The sequence below is a fragment of the Pseudomonas tremae genome, from assembly GCF_001401155.1.
Taxonomy (GTDB): Bacteria; Pseudomonadota; Gammaproteobacteria; order Pseudomonadales; family Pseudomonadaceae; genus Aquipseudomonas; species Aquipseudomonas tremae.
Map to the genome: position 1 here is coordinate 80,214 of NZ_LJRO01000074.1, position 22,634 is coordinate 102,847.

The following is a 22,634-nucleotide window of genomic DNA, read 5'->3' on the forward strand; positions in this document are numbered from 1 at the left end:
ACGTTTATCATTGACGTTCTAGCGAATTGGGTATTCAGTGGCTGCTTACGAAAACACAGATCATGAAGGGCGTTTAGTTCTCATCCCCCAAGTAATCGATGCTTTTGCTGATCTTTGCTTTGGCGATACACCTGAGGGTTCAATCCCTGTAACCATTTTTGGTGTTGGCAGGCAAATAAACGGCTTTCAGGTAAACGAGGCAATTGGCGATACTGCAGATAGAGCCATCTTCAACATGCCTTTTTTATTTCATCGCAATGGAGAACCTTGGAAAGAAGCAAATTCTTTTCTTCTCAGTCTTGTAAAAAACAAACATGTAAGCAGTCGTCCAGCAGACGAAGCAAGACGAAAGGCTAGTCGGTTACTCGACTATTTAATATTTACTGAGAATAATAATATCCATTGGATGGACTTCTCCGGGCGACGAATAGTTCATAGACCGACGTATAAGTATCATCTGTATTTATTCCAGCTCCTAGAGCGTGGGCCTGCTGTGGCCAATCAGTATACTAGTGTTGTTTATCAGTTTTATAAATTTGTTTCAATGCATTGGCACCCTATTGATATTGCCAGGGTTGATTCGGTTCGCGAGATAAAGGTAGCTATAGAAAATAAATATGGGTTCACCCGGCAAATCACCGTAGAGAAAAGAAGTCAAACGCAGAAGACTAACAAAGGTAAGGTGGTGCCGATTGGGTTGGTGGACGACGAAGGTGAATGCCTAAGGCCATTGACGAATCCGGAACTTTCAGATTTGCTATCCCTTTTCGATTCGGGGGGGTGGGATGCGCAAGAGCGTCTCATTATCCTGTTGCCCTTGCTGACCGGGTCACGAAAACAAACTGTTCTAACGCTTCGAGTAAAACACGTTGAGGCGTTGATGCAGGGCTTGCGTACCCCTAAGGGTACGTACCTGTTGAAGGCTGGGCCTAGGACAGGGATTGATACTAAAGGCAACAAGCCTCAGACCCTACATGTCCCGGAGCAACTAGCCGAAGACTTGCTAACATATGTTAGAAGCGCCTATGCAAAAAACCGCAGGAAACGCTTTCAGTTGAACTATGCAACAGATTATCCTCATCTTAAAAGTATTCCAGACGAAGACATGTACGTGTTTTTGTCGGAGCAGGCTAACTGTTATTATATGGCTTCAAATGACCCGCGTTTTCCATTCATTAAGACTAGGCCGCTAGGTGCCGTAGCCGATACTCTTAAGAAGAAAATAAAACGCTCTGTGTCGTCCAGTTTTCCCCGAGGTTTTACTTACCACTGGCTTCGCGCAACGTTTGCTTATCAACTTTATCAGCACTTGATTCCTCTCTTGAAGGATGGGCATCTGCTGTCTGGAGAGGATATCTCCATCATTCAGTCACGCATGCATCATGAGCGCCGCGAGACCACTGAAAACTACTTAAAGCTCTTCAAAATGACGCCTGATAAGATTCGCGCCCAGGAAGATTATGAGGGTGTACTATTCAAAATGTCGTCCTATAGCGATTTGATTTTGGTTGATGATAATGCTTGATGCTTCACAGGTACGTAAACTTCATGTTGTTCGACTTCCTGAAATTGCCGATCAACGAGAGATTCTTCACCCGGAACTGATGGCCCTCAATCTCGATCATAGAGTAAGTCCGCTCGATGTTGGGATTTATGTGTATTCTGTCCGCGCAAAGACGGATAAGCCTAGAAAGTATTTGGTTGATGTGAAATCAGTGGTTCCGAGTCGACGTAAGATGCTTTTGGCTTTTTTGGAAAAACATTATGTTTCGAACTCATCCCACAAGTCGATTGAGACAGATTTCAAGTATCTTGATCGTGCTGTTAACTGGTGTGATGAAAATGGCCATTCTGCGGTGTTCTGTAATCCTGCTGCCGCTCGAGCAGCTTACGTAGAATATTCGAATTTCCTGTTTCAGGAAATTCTTAAACCCAACGGTATGGCGCCACTTACGGCACAGCTTCGCCAAGGAATTTTAAGGCGTATCCTCCAACTTCAGTTTCCAGAAGCCAGTAAAAATATTATTTCTAGTGTTCCTCCTATTAAGACGAGGCGCGATGGGCTGACGCCGCCTGAAGATGGGGATGTAAAAAAGTACATAGATATCACCTTGAATATTGCCTTTCAGTTCTCAAGGTTTTTGGTTGACGGAGCCCCCTTCCCATTTAAATTTCAAACTAATGAATATCATGCTCATCTTTTTCCTGGCAATGGAAAGCCTATTACACCTCACACTAAGGGAAAGCATGAGTATCAGGCGTATAACTACGAAGATGGGCGTATTTTTTCCACTGAAGAATTGAAGAGTACGTTTCCTAATCTTTCCTTGGGTGAACTTAAAAAGGCTGTGGAACGTGCTCAAAACCTGATGGTCGAGGTTAATGCTGATTTATATCATCCCTTCCGGTTGCGAATCGCAACCATGGCCATGAAAGCCTACGCCTGTTTGCTGAACTGCGTGGTTGGTGCTAACTCAAGTGAGTTTATTCAGTTTCTGCATGATGATGCAGTCGAGCTTGTGAAGTCTCCGTTGAAAAACGAACTGTCGGCAGTGAAGCTAAGAGCGAAAGGCTTGAATGTCACCTATACGGTCGGGCGTGGGCCTGGTATTCAAATCTTGCGCGAGTATCTCAGGTTTCGGGAGTGGTTTTTAAACGGTCGTAAGAGTGAGTTACTTTTTTTTCAGTTGCTCGGATGGCAGTATATTCCAAAAGAACCTAGGCCGTTAGAGGAAAACTTTTCGTCCACGTTTTTTAAGCGTATTGAAGGGGTGTTCGTGCCGGAAGGCACAAAAAATATCCCGCCGGTGTTGGTTCGTAAGTTTAAAAGTCTTACGCTTCATCAGTTGAAGCATTCGCCGCTTTTGGTGGGTGCGGTTATGAATCATAGTTCGCGAACTAATGTTCAGTCTTATGCGGGAACTACGAGCGCTAATTCAAGGGCGGAGTTCGGCAAATACTGGGCCGCCATTAAGAAGGCCGCTGCGCGGATTAAAGATTCAGAGCACGCTCCAGGTGTTTCTATTGCGGTAGGACACTGTGATTCAATTGATAGTCCCGAGAAAGATGTTTCGGTAGTTGCGATTGAACCAGATTGCAAAACCCAATATGGTTGTTTATTTTGTGTTCACTATGTTGTTCATTCCGATGAGTTGGATATTCATAAGCTTCTGAGCTTTCAGTACGTAATTGAGGGCGTGAGGGCCAATGCTCCCGACTTTGAGTTTTCTGAAGAGTTCTTCAAGGATGTAGTTATTCGCATTGATTTTATTTTAGAAGCTGTTTGCAAACGCTCTCCTGAAATAGCAAGTCTAGTTGGTACTATGCGGAAAAAAGTTTTCAGGTTGGGAATCCTCACGCCTTTTTGGGAAAGGCGGCTGCAGCGTTATGAAAAGATGGGGATTTATATCTGATGGTTGACTTCTATGAAGGTGTCGTTAATGAAACTCAGCCATTCGACGCAGCGGGTTCAATTCCTGTTGATCCAACTTGGAGGCCTTCGGCTGATTTCGTCATTTGTCGCAATGTCGATGGTGAAGTTACAGCATGTTACGGCGGAGCGAAGTGGGATCTTAATCCCATAAGGCTCAAGGCAAATCGCATCGCCATGATCGGGTTTAATAGCATTTTCAAAAAGTATGACTCTGGCCAGAGTTGTCTTGTAAAGGAAGTGAGGTATCTCTTGTTTTGCTTGTTTTTCTATGTTCAGACCGGACATCTAGGAAGGATGAGCGCGGGGATGCTAGGCCAATATTTTTTGACTTTACGAACAGCTGCGCGCTATTGCTGGGATCAAGAAGCCAATCCGCTGGTAGGTGTCATAAGTCTCCAGCAGTTATTTTCTAATCCGGCCTATCTTAATGCCTATAGTAAATGGATGGCTAGGGAGAATATAGGGAGTACTCAGCGAAGGCTCACTAAGTCCCTTATTTCGCATATGGTCGCCATTGGCGAAGAGCGTCTAGGCTATAAGCTGCATGGCGTCTTTAATATTGACTTTTGCGCTGTCGCAGAAGTTCAGCATCAGCATCCAGTAATTCCGACAAAGATATATCTCGGGGTAATTAATTCTGTTGGCGATTGGATGGATTTCATTTATCCAAAGAGGAAAGCTATTGAGCATTTCCTAGATTGCTTCATAAGTCCATATTACGGATATACAGAAGCCCATCAGAAAACTATGTTCGGAGGGCCGGATGTAGTCGAGCCGGAATTTGATCAGGCTTTGCGACTACATAAGCTTGATAAGATTTTCACCGGAGATTTGAATTGCGCTGGTCGAGGTGTATTGTCTTCGGCTATTCTAAAAGTGCAATGGATTCTTAAGACGGTCATTCATATCTACACAGGTATGCGTGACCAGGAAGTAATGCTTCTGCCCTACAACTGTATCGACGTCGAGGAGGTTGTTGCTGCGACTCTTGATGAGGATGGAGTGAGTCGAGATAAACCGAAAATCGTGAAGGTGCTTTCGAGTACGACTAAATTCACTGGATATCGTAAGTCCTCGTCTTGGTTGGCTACGGATGAGGTTGTACGTGCAGTTGAAATTGCTCGCTCCATTTGTCGAGCGATCTCCAATTTATTCGGAGTTCGCCCAGAGGATATGCCTCTTTTCCTCAATCCAGCGATTATTAATAGGCGTGAAACGAAAGTAGGCGTGCCGACATGGAACGACGTGTCGAAGCCGAAGTTTCTTTTGAATCAGCTAGTAATCACAGAGTCTGACTTTCAGGAGTTGCAGGCTACCGACCCTCTCCGAGATTTCTTAAGCGCGGCAGGTTTCAGTATTGGTTCGCCATGGTCATTTACAAGTCATCAGTTTCGCCGGTCGCTGGCTTTTTATGGAAGTAATAGTGGATTTATCTCTCTCCCCACTCTTCGAAAGCAGTTCAAGCATCTTTCTGTTCAAATGACGCGCTATTATGCGAATAACTTCTCAAGGCTCAAAACTATTTTTGGGTACTACGATGAGGAGGTAGGTGACTTTGTACTGCCTAAGCATCATGTGCTTTTCGAATATCAAATTGGCATGCCTTTAAATATCGCATATGATCTTCTTTCTCACGCGTTTGGAGACGGTGCGCAACTTTTTGGGGGAACTGGAAGCTACATTTCCACTCAGCGCAAAAAGATGCATGAGAGTGGTATTCATATTGCTACTCTGAGGAAGAAGACGGAAAACCAAGCATTAGATGGCAGGATCTCTTTTAAAGTTACCTTGCTGGGTGCCTGTACATACCCTGGAAAGTGCGACTCCTATCTTTTGGGGGATATTACATCATGCTTGTCTTGTGCAGATGGCATCATTGAACGAGATAAGCTGGAAGAGGCCATCGGTGACAGCGAGGCGGATCTGTTGCTATATGAGCCTGGTTCAGGCGAGTACCAGGTTGTTGAGGCCGAGTTGACAAGCTTAAAAAAATTCCACCAGAAATTCATTGCGGTTGTTGAGGTATAGCGTATGGCCGGTACTGGATTAAATGCTTGCAGGGAGGCTTTCGAGAGACTAAAGCTCGGTCAACCTCGAGTTGCAGCCCATATGGGATTGGATCCTACAAGAATTACTGCAGGTATTGTGAGTTTCGAGGCGGGCTTTGATCGTGGCTATCTGAAAAAAGACCGCAATAATCATAAGCAGTTAATTGCAGAGGTTGAAGCGTATCGCAACAGTTTCGGTACAGTCAGCTCTTCTAAAGCGTTACAAATAAAACGAGCTAATGATAAGGCAACGAAGGCTCATGCCGAGCTCGAAGTTGTGAAAGGCCAGCTTTATCAAGTCATGACGCAGAACATTCAGCTAGTGGAACGCGTGCGTTACCTCGAAGAACAACTGAAGAGCCTTAATAATATTGCTAAGCTGAATGTCACTCAAATACGAAAGTAGCCTCATTGATGAAGTGGTGTGCGCCTCTTCTTTGCAGAGGCAAGGATGTGCCAATAGCCCCATGTTCCGCTTTCTCGTGCCGAAGCTATATGTCAGGCGTCGCCTGATATTGGTTCATGATTTTCCCGTTTTATTTACCTCAAGACCGAACTGCTAATTCAGATCCACCGGGTATACTACTCTCTTGATTTGGGAGCTCCGATGATTTCTCTGCCTATCGACCTCGTTTTGCCAGACCTGCGAGAGGCGCTGGTCAACCGCAATGAAGTGATCCTTGAAGCGCCTCCAGGTGCGGGCAAGACCACTCGAGTACCTCTGGCGCTGCTGAACGAATCTTGGCTTGGCGACCAGAAGATCTTGATGCTCGAACCTCGGCGACTGGCCGCTCGGGCCGCTGCTGAACGCTTGGCGAGTGAATTGGGAGAGAAGGTTGGGGAAATTGTCGGCTACCGCATTCGCCTTGAAAGCAAGGTAGGGCCGCGCACTAAGATTGAAGTGGTCACGGAAGGTATCCTGGCTCGCCGGCTCCAAGATGATCCTGCGCTGGATGGTGTTGGCGTGGTCATCTTCGACGAGTATCACCTGCGCAACCTGCACTCTGACCTTGCACTGGCTCTTTGCCTGAGTGGCCGTGACCTGCTACGTGATGACCCACCACTGAAACTGCTCCTGATGTCCGCAACGCTGGAGGGAGCTCGTCTTTCTAAGGTTTTGAACAATGCTCCTGTGATCACCAGTGAAGGCCGGATGTATCCGGTCTCCACGATCTGGGGCAGCCCGTATCAACCGGGTGAGCGTATCGATGCGCGAGTTACGGACACCTGCTTAGCCGCCATCAATGAGCAGCAGGGAAGCATCCTGGTTTTCCTTCCTGGGCAGGCAGAGATTCGTCGAGTAGCCGATTTTCTCGAAGAGCAACTCAGCAACCGTTCAGACGTGACCGTATGCCCGCTGTATGGAGACCTTGATCTCAATGCCCAGCGCGCCGCGATAAATCCGGCACCAACTGGCTCGCGGAAGATCGTTCTGGCCACAAACATTGCTGAGACCAGTTTGACCATCGAAGGCGTAAGAGTGGTCGTGGACAGCGGCCTTGAGCGAGTACCAAAATTCGATCCTCGCAGTGGTATGACTCGCCTCGACACTCAGCGCATCTCGAAGGCCAGCGCTACTCAGCGTATGGGGCGAGCAGGGCGCTTGGAGCCAGGTGTGTGCTATCGCCTATGGTCGGAAACGCAACACGAGCAAATAGCCGGCTACAGCACCCCTGAAATCCTGCAGGCGGATCTCTCAGCCTTGGCACTTCAGTTGGCCCGATGGGGAATGAAGCCAGAGGAAATGACTTGGCTCGACCAACCTCCGTCAGCTCCCTTCGCCCAGGCCAGAGACCTGCTGAAGCGCCTAGGCGCACTCGATGCTGCTGGCCAGCTCACATCGCACGGATCCGCCATGAGCGAGCTTCCAGCGCATCCACGGATCGCTCACCTTCTCATCAAAGGCAATGCGATGGGGCTGGATGACCTTGCGTGCAACATTGCCGCGTTGCTGGGTGAGAAAGATATCCTGCGCGGTGCAGGCGCCGATCTTCACACTAGGCTGAGTGCCTTGTCAGGCGAGCATTACTCACGTCGAGGTGGTGGTTCCTTCCAGCGGGTAAAACAGTCTGCTCGGCAGTATCGATCCCTGCTGCGTGGGAGGGCCGCCATCCCTGTTAGTGAGCCCGATCACCTAAGGTGGGTAGGGTGCCTACTGGCATTCGCTTACCCTGATCGAATCGGTCTCCAGAGGCGTGCGAATGCCTCTGACTACCGTCTCTCCAACGGGCGGGCTGCTGTGTTCTCAGAGCCTGATGCTCTCACTAAACATGAGTGGCTAGTAGTGGCCGATCTGGGTAGCCGGCAAGGGCAGCGCGAGGAGCGGGTCTACCTTGCGAGCGATCTCGATCCTGCTTTGTTCGATGGCGAGCTGGCTGACCTTGTAGGGTCAGTCGATGAGGTTGACTGGGACGAGAGGGAGGGGGTACTCAAGGCTGAGCGGCAGCTAAAGGTGGGGCAGTTGGTACTGTCCGCAACACCTTTGCCAAGCCTTGATGAGCAAGCTCGTTCGCTAGCCTTGGTCAATCTGGTGAGGCGCAAAGGCATCGAACTTCTGCCTTGGAACCCTGAGTTGCGCCAGTGGCAAGCGCGGGTTGATATGCTGCGTCAGCTGGATATCCAAAATGGCCAAGCAGAAAGCAAGTGGCCTGATCTCAGCGATACCAGCCTTCTAGAAACGCTGGAAAAGTGGCTCGCACCGTACTTGGGCAAAGTCACGAGGCTCAGCCACTTCAGCCACCTGGATCTGTCATCGATTGTCATAAATCTTCTGTCTTGGCCGCTTCCACAGGAGTTGGAGACTCAGGCACCTCTGACCATCCAGGTGCCGTCTGGGTCGAATATCCGAATCGACTATTCGCAGCATCCTCCGATCTTGGCTGTGAGGCTGCAGGAGCTTTTTGGTCTGTCAGATACACCTCGGATTGCCCAAGGTAAACAGCTCCTGACGTTGCATCTTTTGTCGCCGGCGCGGAGGCCTGTACAGGTCACCCAAGATCTAGCCAATTTCTGGCGCAGCACCTACGTGGAAGTGAAGAAGGATCTTAAAGGCAGATACCCAAGACACTACTGGCCCGAAGATCCATTAGTGGCTGAGGCGACGGCCAACGCCAAGCCCCGAAAGTCCTGACCTTCGGGCCAAATCATCCTCACGTCAGGCCCGCTTCTTCGCCTACCGTCGCAGGCAAAATAGCCTAAGGCCATTAGGCGTGGACGTCACATGTGTTTTTCCATGGCCTTGGGCATCAAAAGCGATGGAAGTAGGTGATGGACTCAAGCAATGCGGGGGGCGTACCTATGCCACGCACCTGCAGGCATTGTCTTACACGACTAAGCCGGACGCCACCGATGCGGGTAGCGTCGTAGGCATCACATCCGTCCAGAACCACAATTTCGATCCACCTGATCCTTCGCCGCTTTTTGTACACCCTCCGGTGGTAGCTACTACCGGAGGGTAGCAATCTAGTAAAGTCTAGAGGATCTAATCTGTCTTTCCTTGAGATACTTTATGAACGGTGAGTTAACTGAAGAAGAAATGCGGCGCGCGCTGTTCGGTGAAACTGCTTCCCCTATTCCGGACGTCGCCCCCACACAGGTAGAGGAGGCCGTACTTGACCGGCGACAAACCTGTCTCAGCTGAGTTTGTGGCGTCCGTGCTGTCCCGGCAACTGGATGATTTGGAGCCTACCCTGACACGCCATGGCTATCGCATCAAGGATCTGGTCGAGCAGTTCGACGCCAAGCCTACCGAGATCAAGGCACTGTTTAGTAACGCACTCGATCCGGCTCGCACTACAGAACTGCGCGACTGGATGCTGGCGGCGGGGTTGCCGATCTGAGGCTCGGGCCAGTTGCAGTTGATCTGCCCGAAGCCACGCTTGTCGCAGGCCATTGCAGGTAGCATTGCAGGACAGCGCATTCAGCTAAAGAGCAGCCATGAAAGTAGGGATAGCAGTAACAATTACATTCGGGGCTTTTGTTAAGTGGATGCCGAACTCAGATACCGGCAAAGACAAAAGCCAAGACATATACAAATTTTCGCAGGGGGCTGCGATAATAGAGCAGTTCGGGAATGCCCATCTGCGCAGAGTAAAGCTCTGGCGTCGTCCACGTTTGCGGGGAACCAAATCCGCCTCAAAGTCCACTCAAGCCTACGTCATAGGAAGATACAATAAGGGATCGGAGTTTCGAGCAGCAGAGCTATTGTGCAGAACTTGTGAGCGCCGTCATTGTGCTATGGATCAATTTTTAGAGGCCGGCATGCAAACCTATATACCCTATCCAAAAAACCCTCCCACCGTTGGTACAGTTCTGCTGACTTCCTATGGCTCATTCGCCCATGAAAACGAGATACCTAAATCTTGTGCTGCCGACGCTTTAAGAGTAGGCAAAGAGCTCGCTGATGGTTTCGATGGCGAGGTTCATCATCTAGGCGCTCTGATGCTGATGATTTCCGACTTTCCAGCAGAGCCGCTGCTGAAAGCATCTGCTGCTAAGAAAGGTTCTTTGCTAGGAATTACTTCGCTTGGCTACCTATTATCCTATGGATCTACTGGTGAAAAAGCGAAGCGAATCATCGAAGCAGGTTGTGGTATTTTTCTCGTCAGAGTGAGTGGTGATATTGAAAACCCTAAAGCAAAAATTGAAGTTTATAGCTCTTGGTCTGAATACCAGAAGTTCCTTGAACCCATTTTGAAGACAGGTGACTTTTATCCAGTGAAAACGTCGTCGTTTTCCGAATAACAGTTATTGAGGGCTGGGTTGGAATCCGGCACAAAAACGTCGCCGTTACAGGTCTAAAAAGGGGATCATTGCCACTCGATGCGCGACCGGCGCAGGCCGGGCAGCCATGAAACTGCGAGGCATCAACCTATACTCTCAGCACCAATGCAAGCTTGTATTGGTCGCTGGTTTCGGTCTGCACGTACGCCTCAAGCGTTGTCCGTAAACCCTCGTGCTGCTTGGTCGGCTCGATAAAGCCACCGTCTGGTGGACTCCAAAATCATCGATTTTTCAGTCGCATTTAATCTTGGTCGGCCGCGCTCTATTGCAGGTCGAAGCGGATGAATGCGGGTTCGTTTGCAGTCAACACTGGTTCGCGGAGCCAGATAGACTCAATTAATGTCGGTCGAAAAACGCGATGATTACAGGTCGGCGCCATTTCGATTGCAGATCGTTACAGCTACAGACTGCTATTTGGTCACCAACGAACGCCCCCGGCTCTTTACGACAAACTGGCCAGCAGCTTTAAAGTCATGGTCACACTGACCTGCATCGGAATATGCTTGCGGGCTGACTTTTCAGACAACCCTAGCACACGGCAAGGAGGATAAGACGGCAAAGGTTCGTGTGTAGTATTCAAAACCCTACACATCGAGAGGGCAGCTAGAAAAAGAATATGCTTCGTCACCGGCTCAGCTGACAGGCATGACAGAGTGACCACCAAGTATTGTCTTCACTCTGCCAGGCCATCGTCGCTGCCAAACAAGGAGGCCTGTTTCCTGTAGGCATTTGCCGTGGGTCAATCCGGGACTGCCGTCGACTGGACAAGCGCAGATTTGGATAAAGCGGACATCAATAATTTTGCTTTCTCTGGATGCGTTACATCATCTGGACCTACTTGCTCTAGAACACCAAATCCCTCTGAGTGTGTAGCTTTGGGTTTAAAGAGCAGTTTCGCCGCGCCCGGGACTGAGGCCATTAATGTCAGAAGATCATACAGGTTTAGCTCCGTCACTTTAGGCCAGATATCATCAAACGACCTCTCTTTATTTTTATCCATCTGTGCTGCTTCAATCTGTGCATTCGGCATGAACGTCCGAAAGAACCACGAGTCATCCAACCCAGGAAGCAATCCAGCTTGAATACCTTCCCAGAGGCCTTTCAACGCACTCTTCTGAACGTCTCTCAGGTATTGGCCTACTGGGTGTGCAAGCATCTCGCGCTGTGCAGAAGTCAATAACGTTGGCGCACTTTTCGATCGCTCCAAAGCTGGGCTGCTCATACTTTTTTGCTGAGGAAGTGCTGATTACACGCTACTTTCCGATGGGGTACGTGATATCTGTTTTGATTGATCTAGGATGAGGCGTGAAGTGGTACAGACTGTGGTGATAGAGGCAGCCCGTGTTCAGCACGGATGGAGTTCTCTGAAGGCTTTTTTGTAACTGAATAACGATAATTCTCTAGTCCAGCGGCGTGCAGCTCCTCTTTGCCAGAACCTGTCCGGGGATTATAGCGGGCCCCGTCATCGGCTAAGGAACTGCCACTCAAAATATGTCGAGCATTGACAAACTCATGAGCCAATGTCGTTATCTTGTCCACATTGTCCATTCCGAGGTGTAACGGCGAGCTATTTTGGTTTAAGCGGATACTTGCTTTGTTTGGTGATCAGCTAATAATCGCATTGCTTCCTTCGCCCTTAGTAAAGGTTCCCTTTCGTGAAAGGTGTGATGCAATGCACTTATTCTCGGTGAGATCTTTTGGTTTGTACTTTTCCAGTTGTCTCCTGCTCAGAACAGGTTCCGTATAGCATTGGTTATTTATTTCAATCTCTTTTAGGGTTATTTTTCTTTCTTTTTGACTGCTAAGGGTAGATATTTTTCGCAAAAGTTTATCGCCAGAGGGACCTGCGTTGGTATGGTCCAGCGCCTCCTCTGCCTTTTCTTTGAAAGCGTTCGCTGCAGTAAGATCATTGCTAAGAGGCGCAATATAGATGCCTGGGTATCGCGATGGGGTTATCATAAGTTTCCCTGATAGGTGGTCAAACTAATCTAATAAGTAAGTGATTTTTGAAGCTTCTCAATGAGCGCTGAGTGATGGATGGATCTAGTTTTCTGGTAATTTTTCGAAAGTTTATTCTAAAGCTTGTGCCGCTATTGTTTTCATAGTCGCACACTACAAGTGCATCACTGTAATTGTGCTTCTGATAAGTATGTTTGCATTTTTTGAATGATATTCCATTTCACAGGTGGCCTCATTGTTTGAAAATTAACGTGCGTCGGGCGTAACTCTTATTTAACTGCGACAATGCAGATGTGGTTTCCCTCTGGAAGCCAAGAAGCCACTTCGATCTGGATTGTCGGACGTTTCGACGTAGATGCCAATAAAGCTAGTTGGATTAATGCGGGGCATGGGGGGAGTCCAGTGATCACGGAGAGGCTAAGTGGCTCCGTGTGGGAAGATAGTTCCATCCTCCATGACCTCGCTTCAACGGAATCGCTGTCGCCTTGGCTGCTCGGCTGCTCGCAGGTCCTGTAGTTTTGTAGCTGTAGTGGCTTGCAATCGAAAACGGCAATGCTCGCAATTAGTGCGCATTTCGGATCAGATAACTATGACAATCTCTGACTCATGTTAATAGTTAGTTGATTTTGTCTAGCGGACAGTAAACCGTCCAGAGCGTCGGCAAGATGAACAACCTGAATGCGTTCTGGGCTGGCGCTGGAGAACGAAGAAAACTTACTAGTGGAACTCTACGCTTGGCGATGACCACGTATGACCACGTATGACCTTGTAAAATGAGCTAATGACCCGCAGCACATAGGATATGTAGATTATGCAAATAAAGAACAGTCATCTCTATTCAGCTTCAAGAATGGTGCAGAATACTTTTAATGCCTCGCCTAAGATGGAAGTAACTAATGCAATAGCAAAAAATAATGAACCTGCTGCGCTGAGCGCTACGCAAACTGCAAAGACACACGAAGGCGATTCAAAAGGCCAATCCAGCAATAACTCTAAATTGCCCTTCCGCGCCATGAGGTACGCTGCATACCTTGCAGGCGGCGCCTACCTCTACGATAAAACTGCCAATAATTTTTTTCTTTCTACCACTTCTCTGCATGATGGCAAAGGTGGTTTTACCAGCGATGCCAGGCTTAACGATGCACAAGATAAAGCGCGAAAGCGCTACCAAAACAACCATAGCAGCACTCTTGAAAATAAAAACTCGCTTTTAAGCCCGCTTAGGCTTTGCGGAGAGAATCAGTTCTTAACGATGATTGATTATCGTGCAGCAACTAAGATTTACCTCTCCGACCTAGTTGACACGGAGCAAGCGCACACATCAATTCTGAAGAATATTATGTGCCTGAAAGGTGAGCTTACCAATGAAGAGGCAATAAAAAAACTCAACCCGGAAAAAACACCAAAAGACTATGACCTTACAAATAGCGAAGCCTATATAAGCAAGAACAAATATTCTTTGACCGGCGTTAAAAATGAGGAGACGGGATCTACTGGTTATACATCTCGTTCTATCACAAAGCCATTTGTGGAAAAAGGCCTGAAACACTTTATAAAAGCGACTCATGGCGAAAAAGCTCTCACGCCCAAGCAGTGTATGGAAACTCTTGATAACTTACTTCGAAAAAGTATCACGCTCAACAGTGATTCCCAATTCGCAGCAGGCCAGGCACTTTTGGTTTTCAGACAGGTCTATGCGGGTGAAGACGCTTGGGGGGATGCGGAACGGGTCATATTGAAAAGCCATTATAATCGGGGCACTGTACTCCAAGATGAAGCTGATAAAATAGAACTAAGTAGGCCGTTCTCAGAGCAAGATTTAGCAAAGAACATGTTTAAGAGGAATACCAGCATTGCAGGGCCAGTGCTCTACCACGCATATATTTATATACAAGAAAAAATCTTCAAGCTACCCCCCGACAAAATAGAAGATTTGAAACATAAATCAATGGCAGACTTGAAAAACCTGCCTTTGACTCATGTTAAGCTTAGCAATTCCGGTGTGGGATTTGAAGACGCCTCAGGGTTAGGAGACTCGTTTACAGCTCTCAACGCGACGTCCTGTGTTAATCACGCAAGAATAATGAGTGGTGAGCCTCCCTTGTCAAAAGATGATGTTGTGATTCTGATAGGTTGCCTCAACGCCGTATACGACAATTCGAGCGGAATAAGGCATTCTCTCCGCGAAATTGCACGAGGGTGCTTTGTGGGTGCTGGTTTTACGGTCCAGGACGGTGACGACTTCTACAAACAGATCTGCAAAAACGCCTCTAAGCAGTTTTACAACGGCTAAAGTGTGGGGACGGTCGACATAAAGCATGCCGATCGTCCCTCCGGTCTCAGGATGGTTGTCGCCTCTCAGATGTTTCCTAGGGTTTGTCTGAAAAGTTGCTTTGAATTCCCAGAGCGTCATATCGGCTGCAGTCGAAGCCGACTTTGAAAGCGCGACGCAATTCAGCCGAGGCTACACGCGGGTACCCGCTTGGCCGCTCCTCGTGTAGTCCGGCAGATCGCGGCGACTATGGTTCAGGGGGCGGGCTGACGCGGCGAGTCGCGCACAGCCAGGTCTTGATACGGAATACGTTCGGCCAACGGAGCCTCACCATATCCAAGCTTCCGAGCCAGCGCGGGAATTGCCTCAAAGCTGGCATTCATGCCGTTGACAATCGCAGATCCCACATGGCGCAGGAACTCGCTCCGGGGAGCCAGCATTTGATGTAGCTCCTCTGCGGAAATGTTACGGTCTCCAGCTTCCATTTGCTGGCTGGCCCGCGCAAGAATGGTTTGTACCACGCGTGCATGCTTTGCATTGTCGGAATCAAATAGCCCGGGAACGTTGACACGCCCTCCTAGCGCCAACGCGTTCAGAGCGATGGCTTCGATTGGATTGAAGACGGCGCTCCGAAAAATACGCAGTACCTGTTCTGACAGCAGCCCGGTTGCCTTGTTGCTGGCAATCAGTGGAATCATCCCGACAATCGATGCCAGCCCCATGGACTTGACAGCGGTGCTTTCACCCGGAGCGATATCCAGCGCATGGCGCGTCATCCGCTCAATCGTCTCTTTGGTGTCCACCCCCTCGCCGGGATGAGCCATCACGCCGTCCTTCATGCTTTGGAACAAGCCAGCACGCATCAGCTCTTCACTTTCCTTGACCTCGGGTGGAATACCGGAGGCGGCGCCAAAGATTGCCGCTTCAGTTGTCACCGAGTTTGCGGCAAGATCGCCGACTCTGGATTTGAAGCCTGCATACTGCAAAACATTATTGGGGAATGAGACCACCGATGAGATGGCGCCGGCCTTCAACGCCTTGGGGAGTAGATCGCTCATGGACCACTCCTCACCTTTCATACCCTTGATGATGGCAAGTACGCACATGGTGTCCATGGACTCGATCATCAAAGGAGGCACCGAATCGATCCCGGCCAATTGCAGGGCATATTGACTGGGTGAGAAGTTTTTGCCGAAGATGGCATTTTTCAACAGTTCCGAAGCTCCAAGCTCCCATGCCGAGCCGAGTATGCTGCTGACCCCGATGCTGCCGGCAAGACCGCCGAGTTGAAACTCTTTCTTGGTGGCGACGTGCAACAATTCCTGTGCGCCTAGGCGTACCTTAAGATCATCGTCCCCCTTCAGCTTCTGGTTGATGAACGCTGAGAGGACATCGTCATTAGACGTGATCGTGGGAGCACACGAGGCGAGAAACGCTTTCGCGCTATTCTGGCCGATCGATGCGTTTGGGCCAAATGCCGCAGCACCCTGCTCAATGGCCTTAAGCAATAACGGGATATGGATGTCTGCGTTGATATCCTCATCTGCCCGCTCCGACGAGTTTGTAACGGACATCAGTTGCGCCTTCTCCACCGTGAAGGCATCTTTGAATTTCTTAAGTGCTTGCTCAATATCTCGAGTTGGCCGCATTTCCAGCTGGACTCCGTCAATGCTAGCGGCCTGTGGTGGGAATGCCTGGTCGGCCTGCGCGAAGGCTAGCAGTGCGTGCACTACCGGGTTATCGGAAACAAGGCTGCCAGAGTCCCTGCGGACTGATCCGATATGCACGGGCTCTGGCTGTGATGGCGGACGAGAATGTGCTCGCGAGCTCAGTAACGGACTTTCCAAGCCACTGCCATCTACTGCATCTTGTGAGAGAACGCGACTCATACCTAGATGGGTCCGTTCACTCAAGGCTGAAGATGCTGAGCCATGTGCAGGCGGTGGGCTGGGCACATCGAAGGATATGGATCTCGAAGAGCCATGCAAATGGGCACTGACGATGTCGTACTCCGATTGATCATTTAATCGGGCCTGAACCGTCAGCTCGTTATTAATCAAGCGTTCGGTTCTCACGGTATCGGTATCGGTGCTGGTGTCAGCTGGCAGGCATACTGGCGCTTTATAGGTTACTTGCTTGTCGTTACTGGATTGAAATTGAAGTGTGCCATCCTGCAGAGCGTTGCGTACCAGTGATGCAATGCGTTGGTGTTCGGCATTAGCTGAAGGGCGTTTTAGAGCCTGGTGAGCGCCTGGGCTCAATTGAGAGGGTGAAATCCTTTTAGGGTGAGATTGCTGGGCCTGAGGGCCCACAGCGTCTAATGGCCGACCGCCACTGATTAGGGGAGTTGTAATGCTGTGTTGAGTAGATTGTAGAGGATTCATAGAGCTATGAGCTGTCCCGGATGAATTAATTGGATCCCATATGTGGTCACAAGGGCTCGTGGGTTCCGAAGACAAACTCAAAACTGACGAATGCGTTGATCTGGAAGCATCACGCTGACGTGGACATGTAGTGGTCAACTCATCCCGGAAACGACATTGAGTCTTTTTTCGTACAAAGCTGGTGCGAGTCCGTTATTGAACTGGTGTCACTTGCCCACCTGGCGGCGCCTATTCCAGTGCTGGTGATACTCCAGAGCGCCTGTAGGAGCAGCTTGCCGAAGGCCTATCAGCTATCGGGAAAAAGACGTCGCTCAGCATCAGCTACCACCGGCCTGACCAAGGGAGATGCACGCGGAAAGTGCTGCAGTGCCCTTCTCGGGACACCAGGGTTCAGGAATGACCCAAGAGACGCGTCTTGGGTGAGAACGTCATCGAGCGTGCTGGCTTCGTTGACCGTCTTCTGCGGCAGCCTCATTTCCAACATCAGGACCATGCTGGAACGGAACAAGGCGTGATCATCAGTGAGCAAGATCGAAGAGCTCGGGATGGACTACGTATATCTCCAGTAAAGCGTATCCCCGGAGCACTTTTGGTCAAAATGGACGATGGGCGCTAGCCCATTACGCCTTTAAGGTCGATTCATGGTTGAGCGTGGGCCGTCTCCTTGAACGATCAGATGGCTTGCATCCCGATGCTAAGCCCATGGCGAAGGTGACTCTCTTGGAAAAAAATTATGGCACCCGCTGTCGGGTTTTTGCTTTGATGTGTGGAGGGTAAAATGAGCGCCTATCTTATTGGTAAAATGAGTATCACCGACCAAGCTCGGTATGATAATTACAAGCGGCTAACGCCTGACATTGTGAAAGCTCATGGAGGCCGCTTCATCTCGAGAGGAGGCCAGAAGTTTCTTTTGGAAGGAGAGGCTGAAAGCCGTCGTGTGGTGATTGTAGAGTTCCCTTCAGTTGAGGCAGCACAGAAGTTCTACAATTCTGAAGAGTATACAAAGGCTAGATACCTCCGCGAAGGTGCAGCCGACGAGATGCAATTGTTCATTGTGGAGGGAGTGGATAACTAGAATTTACGCCATGAGCTCTTAATATAATCATGAGTAAGAAAAATGCCACTTCGGAAGATATCTAAAGTATTAACGCTATAAGAAGATCCTCGTACTAACCTGTTTGTCTTTATGCGGCCCATGCTTGCTGCAACAAAATATCCTCCTTTGGGTTTATCCAAGAGCAGTGGCAGAGAGACCCCGAACGATGCAAGCATTATCCAAACCACTACTTAACGGGACTTAAGGAAACTCTGAAGAAGACCTGATTAGCACTGTAGATGAGATGTCCTTAGTTTTCACGATCTGCATTGGTAACTCCCTGCTCGATCTCAGGGCGCGAAAAGCTCCCTCTCCTAGTGGCCAAGCCCGCCTTGTGGCGGGCTTGGTGGTGCAGCGGTTTTTCCGTTTTCTCTGTTGTCGTCTTGAATCTGTCTTCGGAACCCCACAAGCACTTATGACCACGCATTAGGATCCAATGCCTTTCGTCAGCCAATTACTCAACCGAGATAGTTCATACAGCTATGAATCCCCTGCAACCTATTCAGCACAGCATTACAAATTCCCAAATGAGTGGTGGTCAGCAATTAGAGGCGGAGGGCTCTCAGGCCCACAATTCCTATTCCCATCCTGACAGGATTTCGCTTTCCCAATTGAGCCAAAGCGCTCACCTAGCTCTAGATCACCTTTCAACTCAGCCTAATACCGATCACCAACGCGTTGCATCACTGGTACGCAACGCTGTGCAGGACGGTAAGTTCCAACTTCAATCCAGTAACGACACGCAAGTAACCTATAAAACTTCAGTCTGTCCGCCAGCTAACGCCGACACCATGGGGGCCGCCCACTTAATTAATAACGAGCTGACGGTTCAGGCCCGATTAAATGATCAACTTGAGTACGACATCGTCAGCGCTCATTTGTATGGCCCTTCGGAAGCCATATCCATCGATGCATCCAGTCCTCCCTCGGCCAACGATCTAGCGTCCTCTGGCTTGAGCGAACGTACGCATCTAGGTATGAATCGTGTCCTCTTACGCTACGCGGTGCCCCCTCGGGAAACCGAAGACCAATGTGTTATGGTGATCGACAAAATGCCCCCCCCCAAACACGGCAAAATGTCTTTCTTCCGTACCACTAATGACTTGAGCAAACTGCCTTTGGGAATGGAGACGGGCGGGTTGTCCGACCTGAAATTGGCTGGTTGTGAACGTATTTCTTCCGTCGAGCAGGTGAAGAGTATCCGCGCAGCGCTTGGAGGCGGGCCGCTCACCGTACTAGATCTGCGCGAAGAATCTCATGCGATTGTCAACGGTTTGCCTATCACCTTACGTGGCCCGATGGATTGGGCCAACGCCGGCCTATCCCAGGTTGACGGAGCGGCACGTGAAAGTGCCATGATTACAGAACTGAAGCGCACTAAGTCTTTAACGTTGGTCGATGCCAATTATGTAAAAGGTAAAAAAAGTAATCCTCAAACGACAGAACTGAAAAATTTGAATGTCCGGAGCGAGCGAGAAGTCGTTACAGAGGCCGGCGCGACCTATCGCCGCGTGGCCATTACCGACCATAACAGGCCTAGTCCGGAAGCGACCGACGAGCTAGTAGACATCATGCGCCACTGCCTGCAGGCAAATGAGTCGCTAGTTGTGCACTGTAACGGCGGTCGGGGCCGTACTACCACGGCTATGATAATGGTCGACATGCTTAAGAACGCTCGTAACCATTCCGCAGAAACCCTCATCACGCGTATGGCCAAGCTAAGCTATGACTACAACATGACGGATCTAGGCAGCATTTCTGCACTCAAGCGGCCATTCCTAGAGGACAGACTAAAATTTCTGCAGGCCTTTCACGACTATGCCCGCAACAACCCAAGCGGATTATCTCTTAATTGGACACAGTGGCGCGCAAAAATAGCGTTAGAATGATAGGCCCAGCCCTTTAGTGTTTCTCGCGCTAGCTGTCACCAGCTCTAGGTAAGGCTCATCACATGTCCACAATTAGCCTATCTGCTGGGTACTGGTGTCGCCGCTGATGCAGAGTTGACCCAGCTGCCGAAATTTCGCTGACCCAAACTTCTGCTCCGTAAAGCGTTAGCAGGTCTGACCTTGGGCTGAATACTTATGGGGCAACGCCAAGTCGGCACATGGGTCAATTCTGCTTCAGCGGTATCATCCTACGCATCGCTATGAAGCCATGAAGCTCCTTTCATAGCGTCAGCTTGATGCGTAGGCATTTGAAATTTCTATGTACCGAGGGAACGTGTCCGCTGTTACGGCCACTTAGTACAGATATTGCTATCTACGGATGTAATCATGAGCTTATCGCCGACGCTGCAAAAGCTAACTAATATATTGGGCCCGACAAAAAATGCCAAGCCTGTCACAGAGGCTATCCAGTGGCAGGAAGGCATGGATATAACGCTGCATGTCAGCGGCGACAGCCTTACCTTACTAGCTAAAATCATAGAACTGCGTACAGACCCTAAAGACGACATTTTATTGCGCAAGCTGCTTACCCATACGTTTCCGGGCCTGCGTCTGCGCCGTGGCGCGCTTACCATCAACCCTGATGAAAGTGCCCTGGTTTTCTCTTATGAACACGATTTTCACCTTCTGGACAAAGCCCGTTTTGAGAGCCTGCTGGCCAACTTTGCTGAAACGGCGCAGGAGCTTCGAGACACAGCGACACATTTTCGTTTTAACTGAGGAAAGAGTATGTTGGATAAAGTGGGGAACAGTGCTCGTGTAGATAATGCCCCGCATGTCGAAGCGCCTGCAGGGGCGGAGCCTATGCGGTTTGATGCTGCCCGAGGCCAGAAGCCCAAAGCCCCTATGGATGCACCGTCATCATTACGTTTGCGAGCGATAGCAGGTGGCATGCCCAGTGAAGAAGCAGGAACGACTGCACCTGCTGACGTGAATCAGCCTCCACCTGCTGATGTTCGTCCAGAAATGGGTGTAGGTCCTGTGAGACTCTTCGTTAAACTGATGGTAGGAACTCTGGCGCTGTCGACAGGAGTCCGTTTTGCAAGATACCCAGGTGATTTCGCGAAGGATCCGGGAGGCAGTGTATGGGCAGCAATCAATCTGCAGCATCGCTCGAGCGTCACACATCTTGAACAAGGCAATAAGACGGTTCTTGAGCGTTTCGGTGCACATATTCCAAAAGACAGTGCGTGTTTCAAAGCTCGCGCTGACGTCACACACGATGTTCCCTCAGGCGTGGCAGGGCAGTGGAACCACAAAACCCAACGGGTAAAACTGAACCCTAACATTCATTTCGAGAGCCATCCGGCACAGGTCGCCGGACATGAGTTCATACACTGTTACACGCATCCTGAGTTTGTCGAACGCCATATAAAACATCCGCACTGGAAAGCCCTGAACGAAGGGTTGACGACTCGTTTGACAGAGAAACTGCCAGACCCTAAGCGTCTCTTGCCCATTCCCTTGGCAAAGGATCCCTATCATGGTTTCAAGCTGTCCACCGGGGACTCCTGGCCGGATGCGGCCAGGCGAATCGAAGACGAAGTTGGCGAAGATGTGTTGTTGAAAGCGTTCTTTGGCGGCGATGACCAGGCTATTAGTGAAGTAGCTAAAGCCGCTGCTCAGATCTACCCCAAGATTGCCTCACGTATTACCGAGAGGGAGTTGTATCAAGCGGGCAGCATGCGTGGAGGACAACAGCTGGCCGAGTGTTACGTAGGTGCTTTGCTCAAAAACGGTCAGAAACTGCCTGACAGTTTTACGAATTATCTGCTACCTGTATTTAGCTATTCAGATATAAGCCCTGGTCACGCGAAAAAAATACAGGCGCAAGCGGAAAAAAGTCAAAAGCGGATGGGAATTGTGTTCGATACAGCGTTTTTTTCACCTGACCTGAAGACCCAGAGACTGGCACTTGGCATGCTACGGGAGGACCTGCTGATGCACTGGAAAAAAGTTATTCCGGATAGAAAGTAAATGTATAGGGAGGGTCTGAAGTAGGCATCGATTTTTGCCGCTATCATGGCCTGAGGTTTAAAAAAAGCCCGCCCGATTAGATAATCAGACGTTTTCCGCTCTTAACTCATCGAGTTTCCTACAAACAGCACCTTTACAAGGCGTTTTTCCGCATTACAGGCGCACCTCTCACATCGCCAGCAGCCGTTTTCAAACCATCCAGAGGTTCGACAAGGCAAACAGAGTGGCCTGTTGCGCGGTGTTTTTAGCCAGCCCGCGAAACCGGACTTTCGTATAACCAAACTGGCGCTTGGTGTAGAGGGGGAGCCTACAGAATTCGGAAAAAATCGTACGCTAAGGTTTTCCTACTGTCCGTCAGGGTCAACCGCGACCCACGCTTTTGCGCCGTTGTAGTCATCACCGCCTTGTGCCATGTAGACCAGCCCGGCCAGGTCCACGGCGTATGCGCCTGGTCGTTCGCTTTCTGGATCGCGCAGTTCGTTTTTCCAGCCATACACTTCGCCTTCCCACATCGCTGGCTAGAATCGCTTGGTAGACCTGCTGGGCAACCTTCTCGTATTCGGTGCTGTTATTTACGTCGAGCACTGCGGACTCCCTATCTGCTTTTGGCGGACGCGAAACCGCGCCCTGGTACTGCCAAAGCCCGCGACTGGGCGAGCTGGTAGTGCAGCGATGGAACCGTTAACGGCCCAGCGACTACACAGCTTTTTGTAAATCCAGTTCAACTGGAGTGT

Annotated in this window: 13 protein-coding genes and 4 pseudogenes; 12 read left to right on the forward strand and 5 right to left on the reverse strand. The window is 49.7% G+C overall.

Going from position 1 to position 22,634, the window contains the following annotated elements:
• The first annotated feature begins 37 nt into the window (after positions 1-37).
• From ALO43_RS05600 to ALO43_RS31320, 7 genes are all read left to right on the forward strand, one after another.
• On the forward strand, positions 38-1,525 hold the full coding sequence (locus tag ALO43_RS05600; RefSeq protein ID WP_011105143.1) for a site-specific integrase: 1,488 nt from the start codon (positions 38-40) through the stop codon (positions 1,523-1,525).
• Positions 1,518-3,413 (forward strand): hypothetical protein, encoded by a 1,896-nt coding sequence (locus ALO43_RS05605; protein WP_024689911.1) that lies wholly within the window; start codon positions 1,518-1,520, stop codon positions 3,411-3,413. Before ALO43_RS05600 ends, ALO43_RS05605 begins: the two co-directional genes overlap by 8 nt.
• A complete protein-coding gene (locus tag ALO43_RS05610; RefSeq protein WP_011105141.1) occupies positions 3,413-5,461 on the forward strand; it encodes a site-specific integrase in 2,049 nt (682 codons plus the stop codon). Before ALO43_RS05605 ends, ALO43_RS05610 begins: the two co-directional genes overlap by 1 nt.
• A 3-nt stretch (positions 5,462-5,464) precedes the next feature.
• The gene (locus ALO43_RS05615; protein WP_005888823.1) at positions 5,465-5,887 is read left to right on the forward strand and encodes a hypothetical protein; all 423 of its coding nucleotides are present in this window, start codon (positions 5,465-5,467) and stop codon (positions 5,885-5,887) included.
• A 201-nt stretch (positions 5,888-6,088) separates the two neighbouring features.
• Entirely contained in the window at positions 6,089-8,611 is a 2,523-nt protein-coding gene (gene hrpB, locus ALO43_RS05620; protein WP_054997223.1) for an ATP-dependent helicase HrpB, read from the forward strand.
• Positions 8,612-9,092: 481 nt separating this feature from the next.
• Entirely contained in the window at positions 9,093-9,320 is a 228-nt protein-coding gene (locus tag ALO43_RS05625) for a hypothetical protein (protein ID WP_005888829.1), read from the forward strand.
• Between the two features lie 97 nt (positions 9,321-9,417).
• A complete protein-coding gene (locus ALO43_RS31320; protein WP_226992658.1) occupies positions 9,418-10,224 on the forward strand; it encodes a hypothetical protein in 807 nt (268 codons plus the stop codon).
• 778 nt (positions 10,225-11,002) lie between these two features.
• Here ALO43_RS31320 and ALO43_RS05635 read toward each other — a convergent pair.
• A pseudogene (locus ALO43_RS05635) lies at positions 11,003-11,410 on the reverse strand (type III secretion system effector XopQ); the annotation flags it as partial.
• A 146-nt stretch (positions 11,411-11,556) separates the two neighbouring features.
• Positions 11,557-12,222: pseudogene (gene xopG, locus ALO43_RS32025) on the reverse strand (XopG/HopH/AvrPtoH family type III secretion system effector).
• An 811-nt stretch (positions 12,223-13,033) separates the two neighbouring features.
• On the opposite strand from xopG, the gene xopAG reads away from it, so the two are divergent.
• On the forward strand, positions 13,034-14,515 hold the full coding sequence (gene xopAG, locus ALO43_RS05640) for a XopAG/AvrGf1 family type III secretion system effector (protein ID WP_054997224.1): 1,482 nt from the start codon (positions 13,034-13,036) through the stop codon (positions 14,513-14,515).
• A gap of 233 nt (positions 14,516-14,748) precedes the next feature.
• Here xopAG and xopB read toward each other — a convergent pair whose 3' ends face one another.
• The gene (gene xopB, locus ALO43_RS05645; RefSeq protein WP_080268025.1) at positions 14,749-16,878 is read right to left on the reverse strand and encodes a XopB/HopD1 family type III secretion system effector; all 2,130 of its coding nucleotides are present in this window, start codon (positions 16,876-16,878) and stop codon (positions 14,749-14,751) included.
• 778 nt (positions 16,879-17,656) lie between these two features.
• Here xopB and cmaL point away from each other — a divergent pair.
• The 4 genes from cmaL to ALO43_RS05670 all read left to right on the forward strand — a co-directional run bounded on the left by cmaL (position 17,657) and on the right by ALO43_RS05670 (position 21,900).
• Entirely contained in the window at positions 17,657-17,953 is a 297-nt protein-coding gene (cmaL, locus tag ALO43_RS05655; RefSeq protein ID WP_054997225.1) for a coronamic acid biosynthesis protein CmaL, read from the forward strand.
• Between the two features lie 503 nt (positions 17,954-18,456).
• Entirely contained in the window at positions 18,457-19,863 is a 1,407-nt protein-coding gene (locus tag ALO43_RS31805; RefSeq protein WP_011105134.1) for an effector protein hopD2, read from the forward strand.
• A 387-nt stretch (positions 19,864-20,250) separates the two neighbouring features.
• Positions 20,251-20,643: a CesT family type III secretion system chaperone gene (locus ALO43_RS05665; RefSeq protein ID WP_007251972.1), complete on the forward strand. Its 393-nt coding sequence runs from the start codon at positions 20,251-20,253 to the stop codon at positions 20,641-20,643.
• Positions 20,644-20,652: 9 nt separating this feature from the next.
• Positions 20,653-21,900: a type III effector gene (locus ALO43_RS05670; RefSeq protein WP_226992657.1), complete on the forward strand. Its 1,248-nt coding sequence runs from the start codon at positions 20,653-20,655 to the stop codon at positions 21,898-21,900.
• A gap of 189 nt (positions 21,901-22,089) precedes the next feature.
• On the opposite strand, the pseudogene ALO43_RS29960 reads toward ALO43_RS05670, so the two are convergent.
• Positions 22,090-22,191: pseudogene (locus ALO43_RS29960) on the reverse strand (IS5/IS1182 family transposase); the annotation flags it as partial.
• A 53-nt stretch (positions 22,192-22,244) separates the two neighbouring features.
• Positions 22,245-22,412 (reverse strand): annotated as a pseudogene (locus tag ALO43_RS30885) (hypothetical protein); the annotation flags it as partial.
• Positions 22,413-22,634 lie beyond the last annotated feature (222 nt).

What these genes read in the sequence shown, in the direction of transcription:
- ALO43_RS05605 (WP_024689911.1), top strand. Translation starts at nt 1,518, where the DNA reads ATGCTTGATGCTTCACAGGTACGTAAACTTCATGTTGTTCGACTTCCT.
- ALO43_RS05610 (WP_011105141.1), top strand. Translation starts at nt 3,413, where the DNA reads ATGGTTGACTTCTATGAAGGTGTCGTTAATGAAACTCAGCCATTCGAC.
- ALO43_RS05615 (WP_005888823.1), top strand. Translation starts at nt 5,465, where the DNA reads ATGGCCGGTACTGGATTAAATGCTTGCAGGGAGGCTTTCGAGAGACTA.
- hrpB (WP_054997223.1), top strand. Translation starts at nt 6,089, where the DNA reads ATGATTTCTCTGCCTATCGACCTCGTTTTGCCAGACCTGCGAGAGGCG.
- ALO43_RS31320 (WP_226992658.1), top strand. Translation starts at nt 9,418, where the DNA reads ATGAAAGTAGGGATAGCAGTAACAATTACATTCGGGGCTTTTGTTAAG.
- xopAG (WP_054997224.1), top strand. Translation starts at nt 13,034, where the DNA reads ATGCAAATAAAGAACAGTCATCTCTATTCAGCTTCAAGAATGGTGCAG.
- xopB (WP_080268025.1), bottom strand. Translation starts at nt 16,878, where the DNA reads ATGAATCCTCTACAATCTACTCAACACAGCATTACAACTCCCCTAATC.
- cmaL (WP_054997225.1), top strand. Translation starts at nt 17,657, where the DNA reads ATGAGCGCCTATCTTATTGGTAAAATGAGTATCACCGACCAAGCTCGG.
- ALO43_RS31805 (WP_011105134.1), top strand. Translation starts at nt 18,457, where the DNA reads ATGAATCCCCTGCAACCTATTCAGCACAGCATTACAAATTCCCAAATG.
- ALO43_RS05665 (WP_007251972.1), top strand. Translation starts at nt 20,251, where the DNA reads ATGAGCTTATCGCCGACGCTGCAAAAGCTAACTAATATATTGGGCCCG.
- ALO43_RS05670 (WP_226992657.1), top strand. Translation starts at nt 20,653, where the DNA reads ATGTTGGATAAAGTGGGGAACAGTGCTCGTGTAGATAATGCCCCGCAT.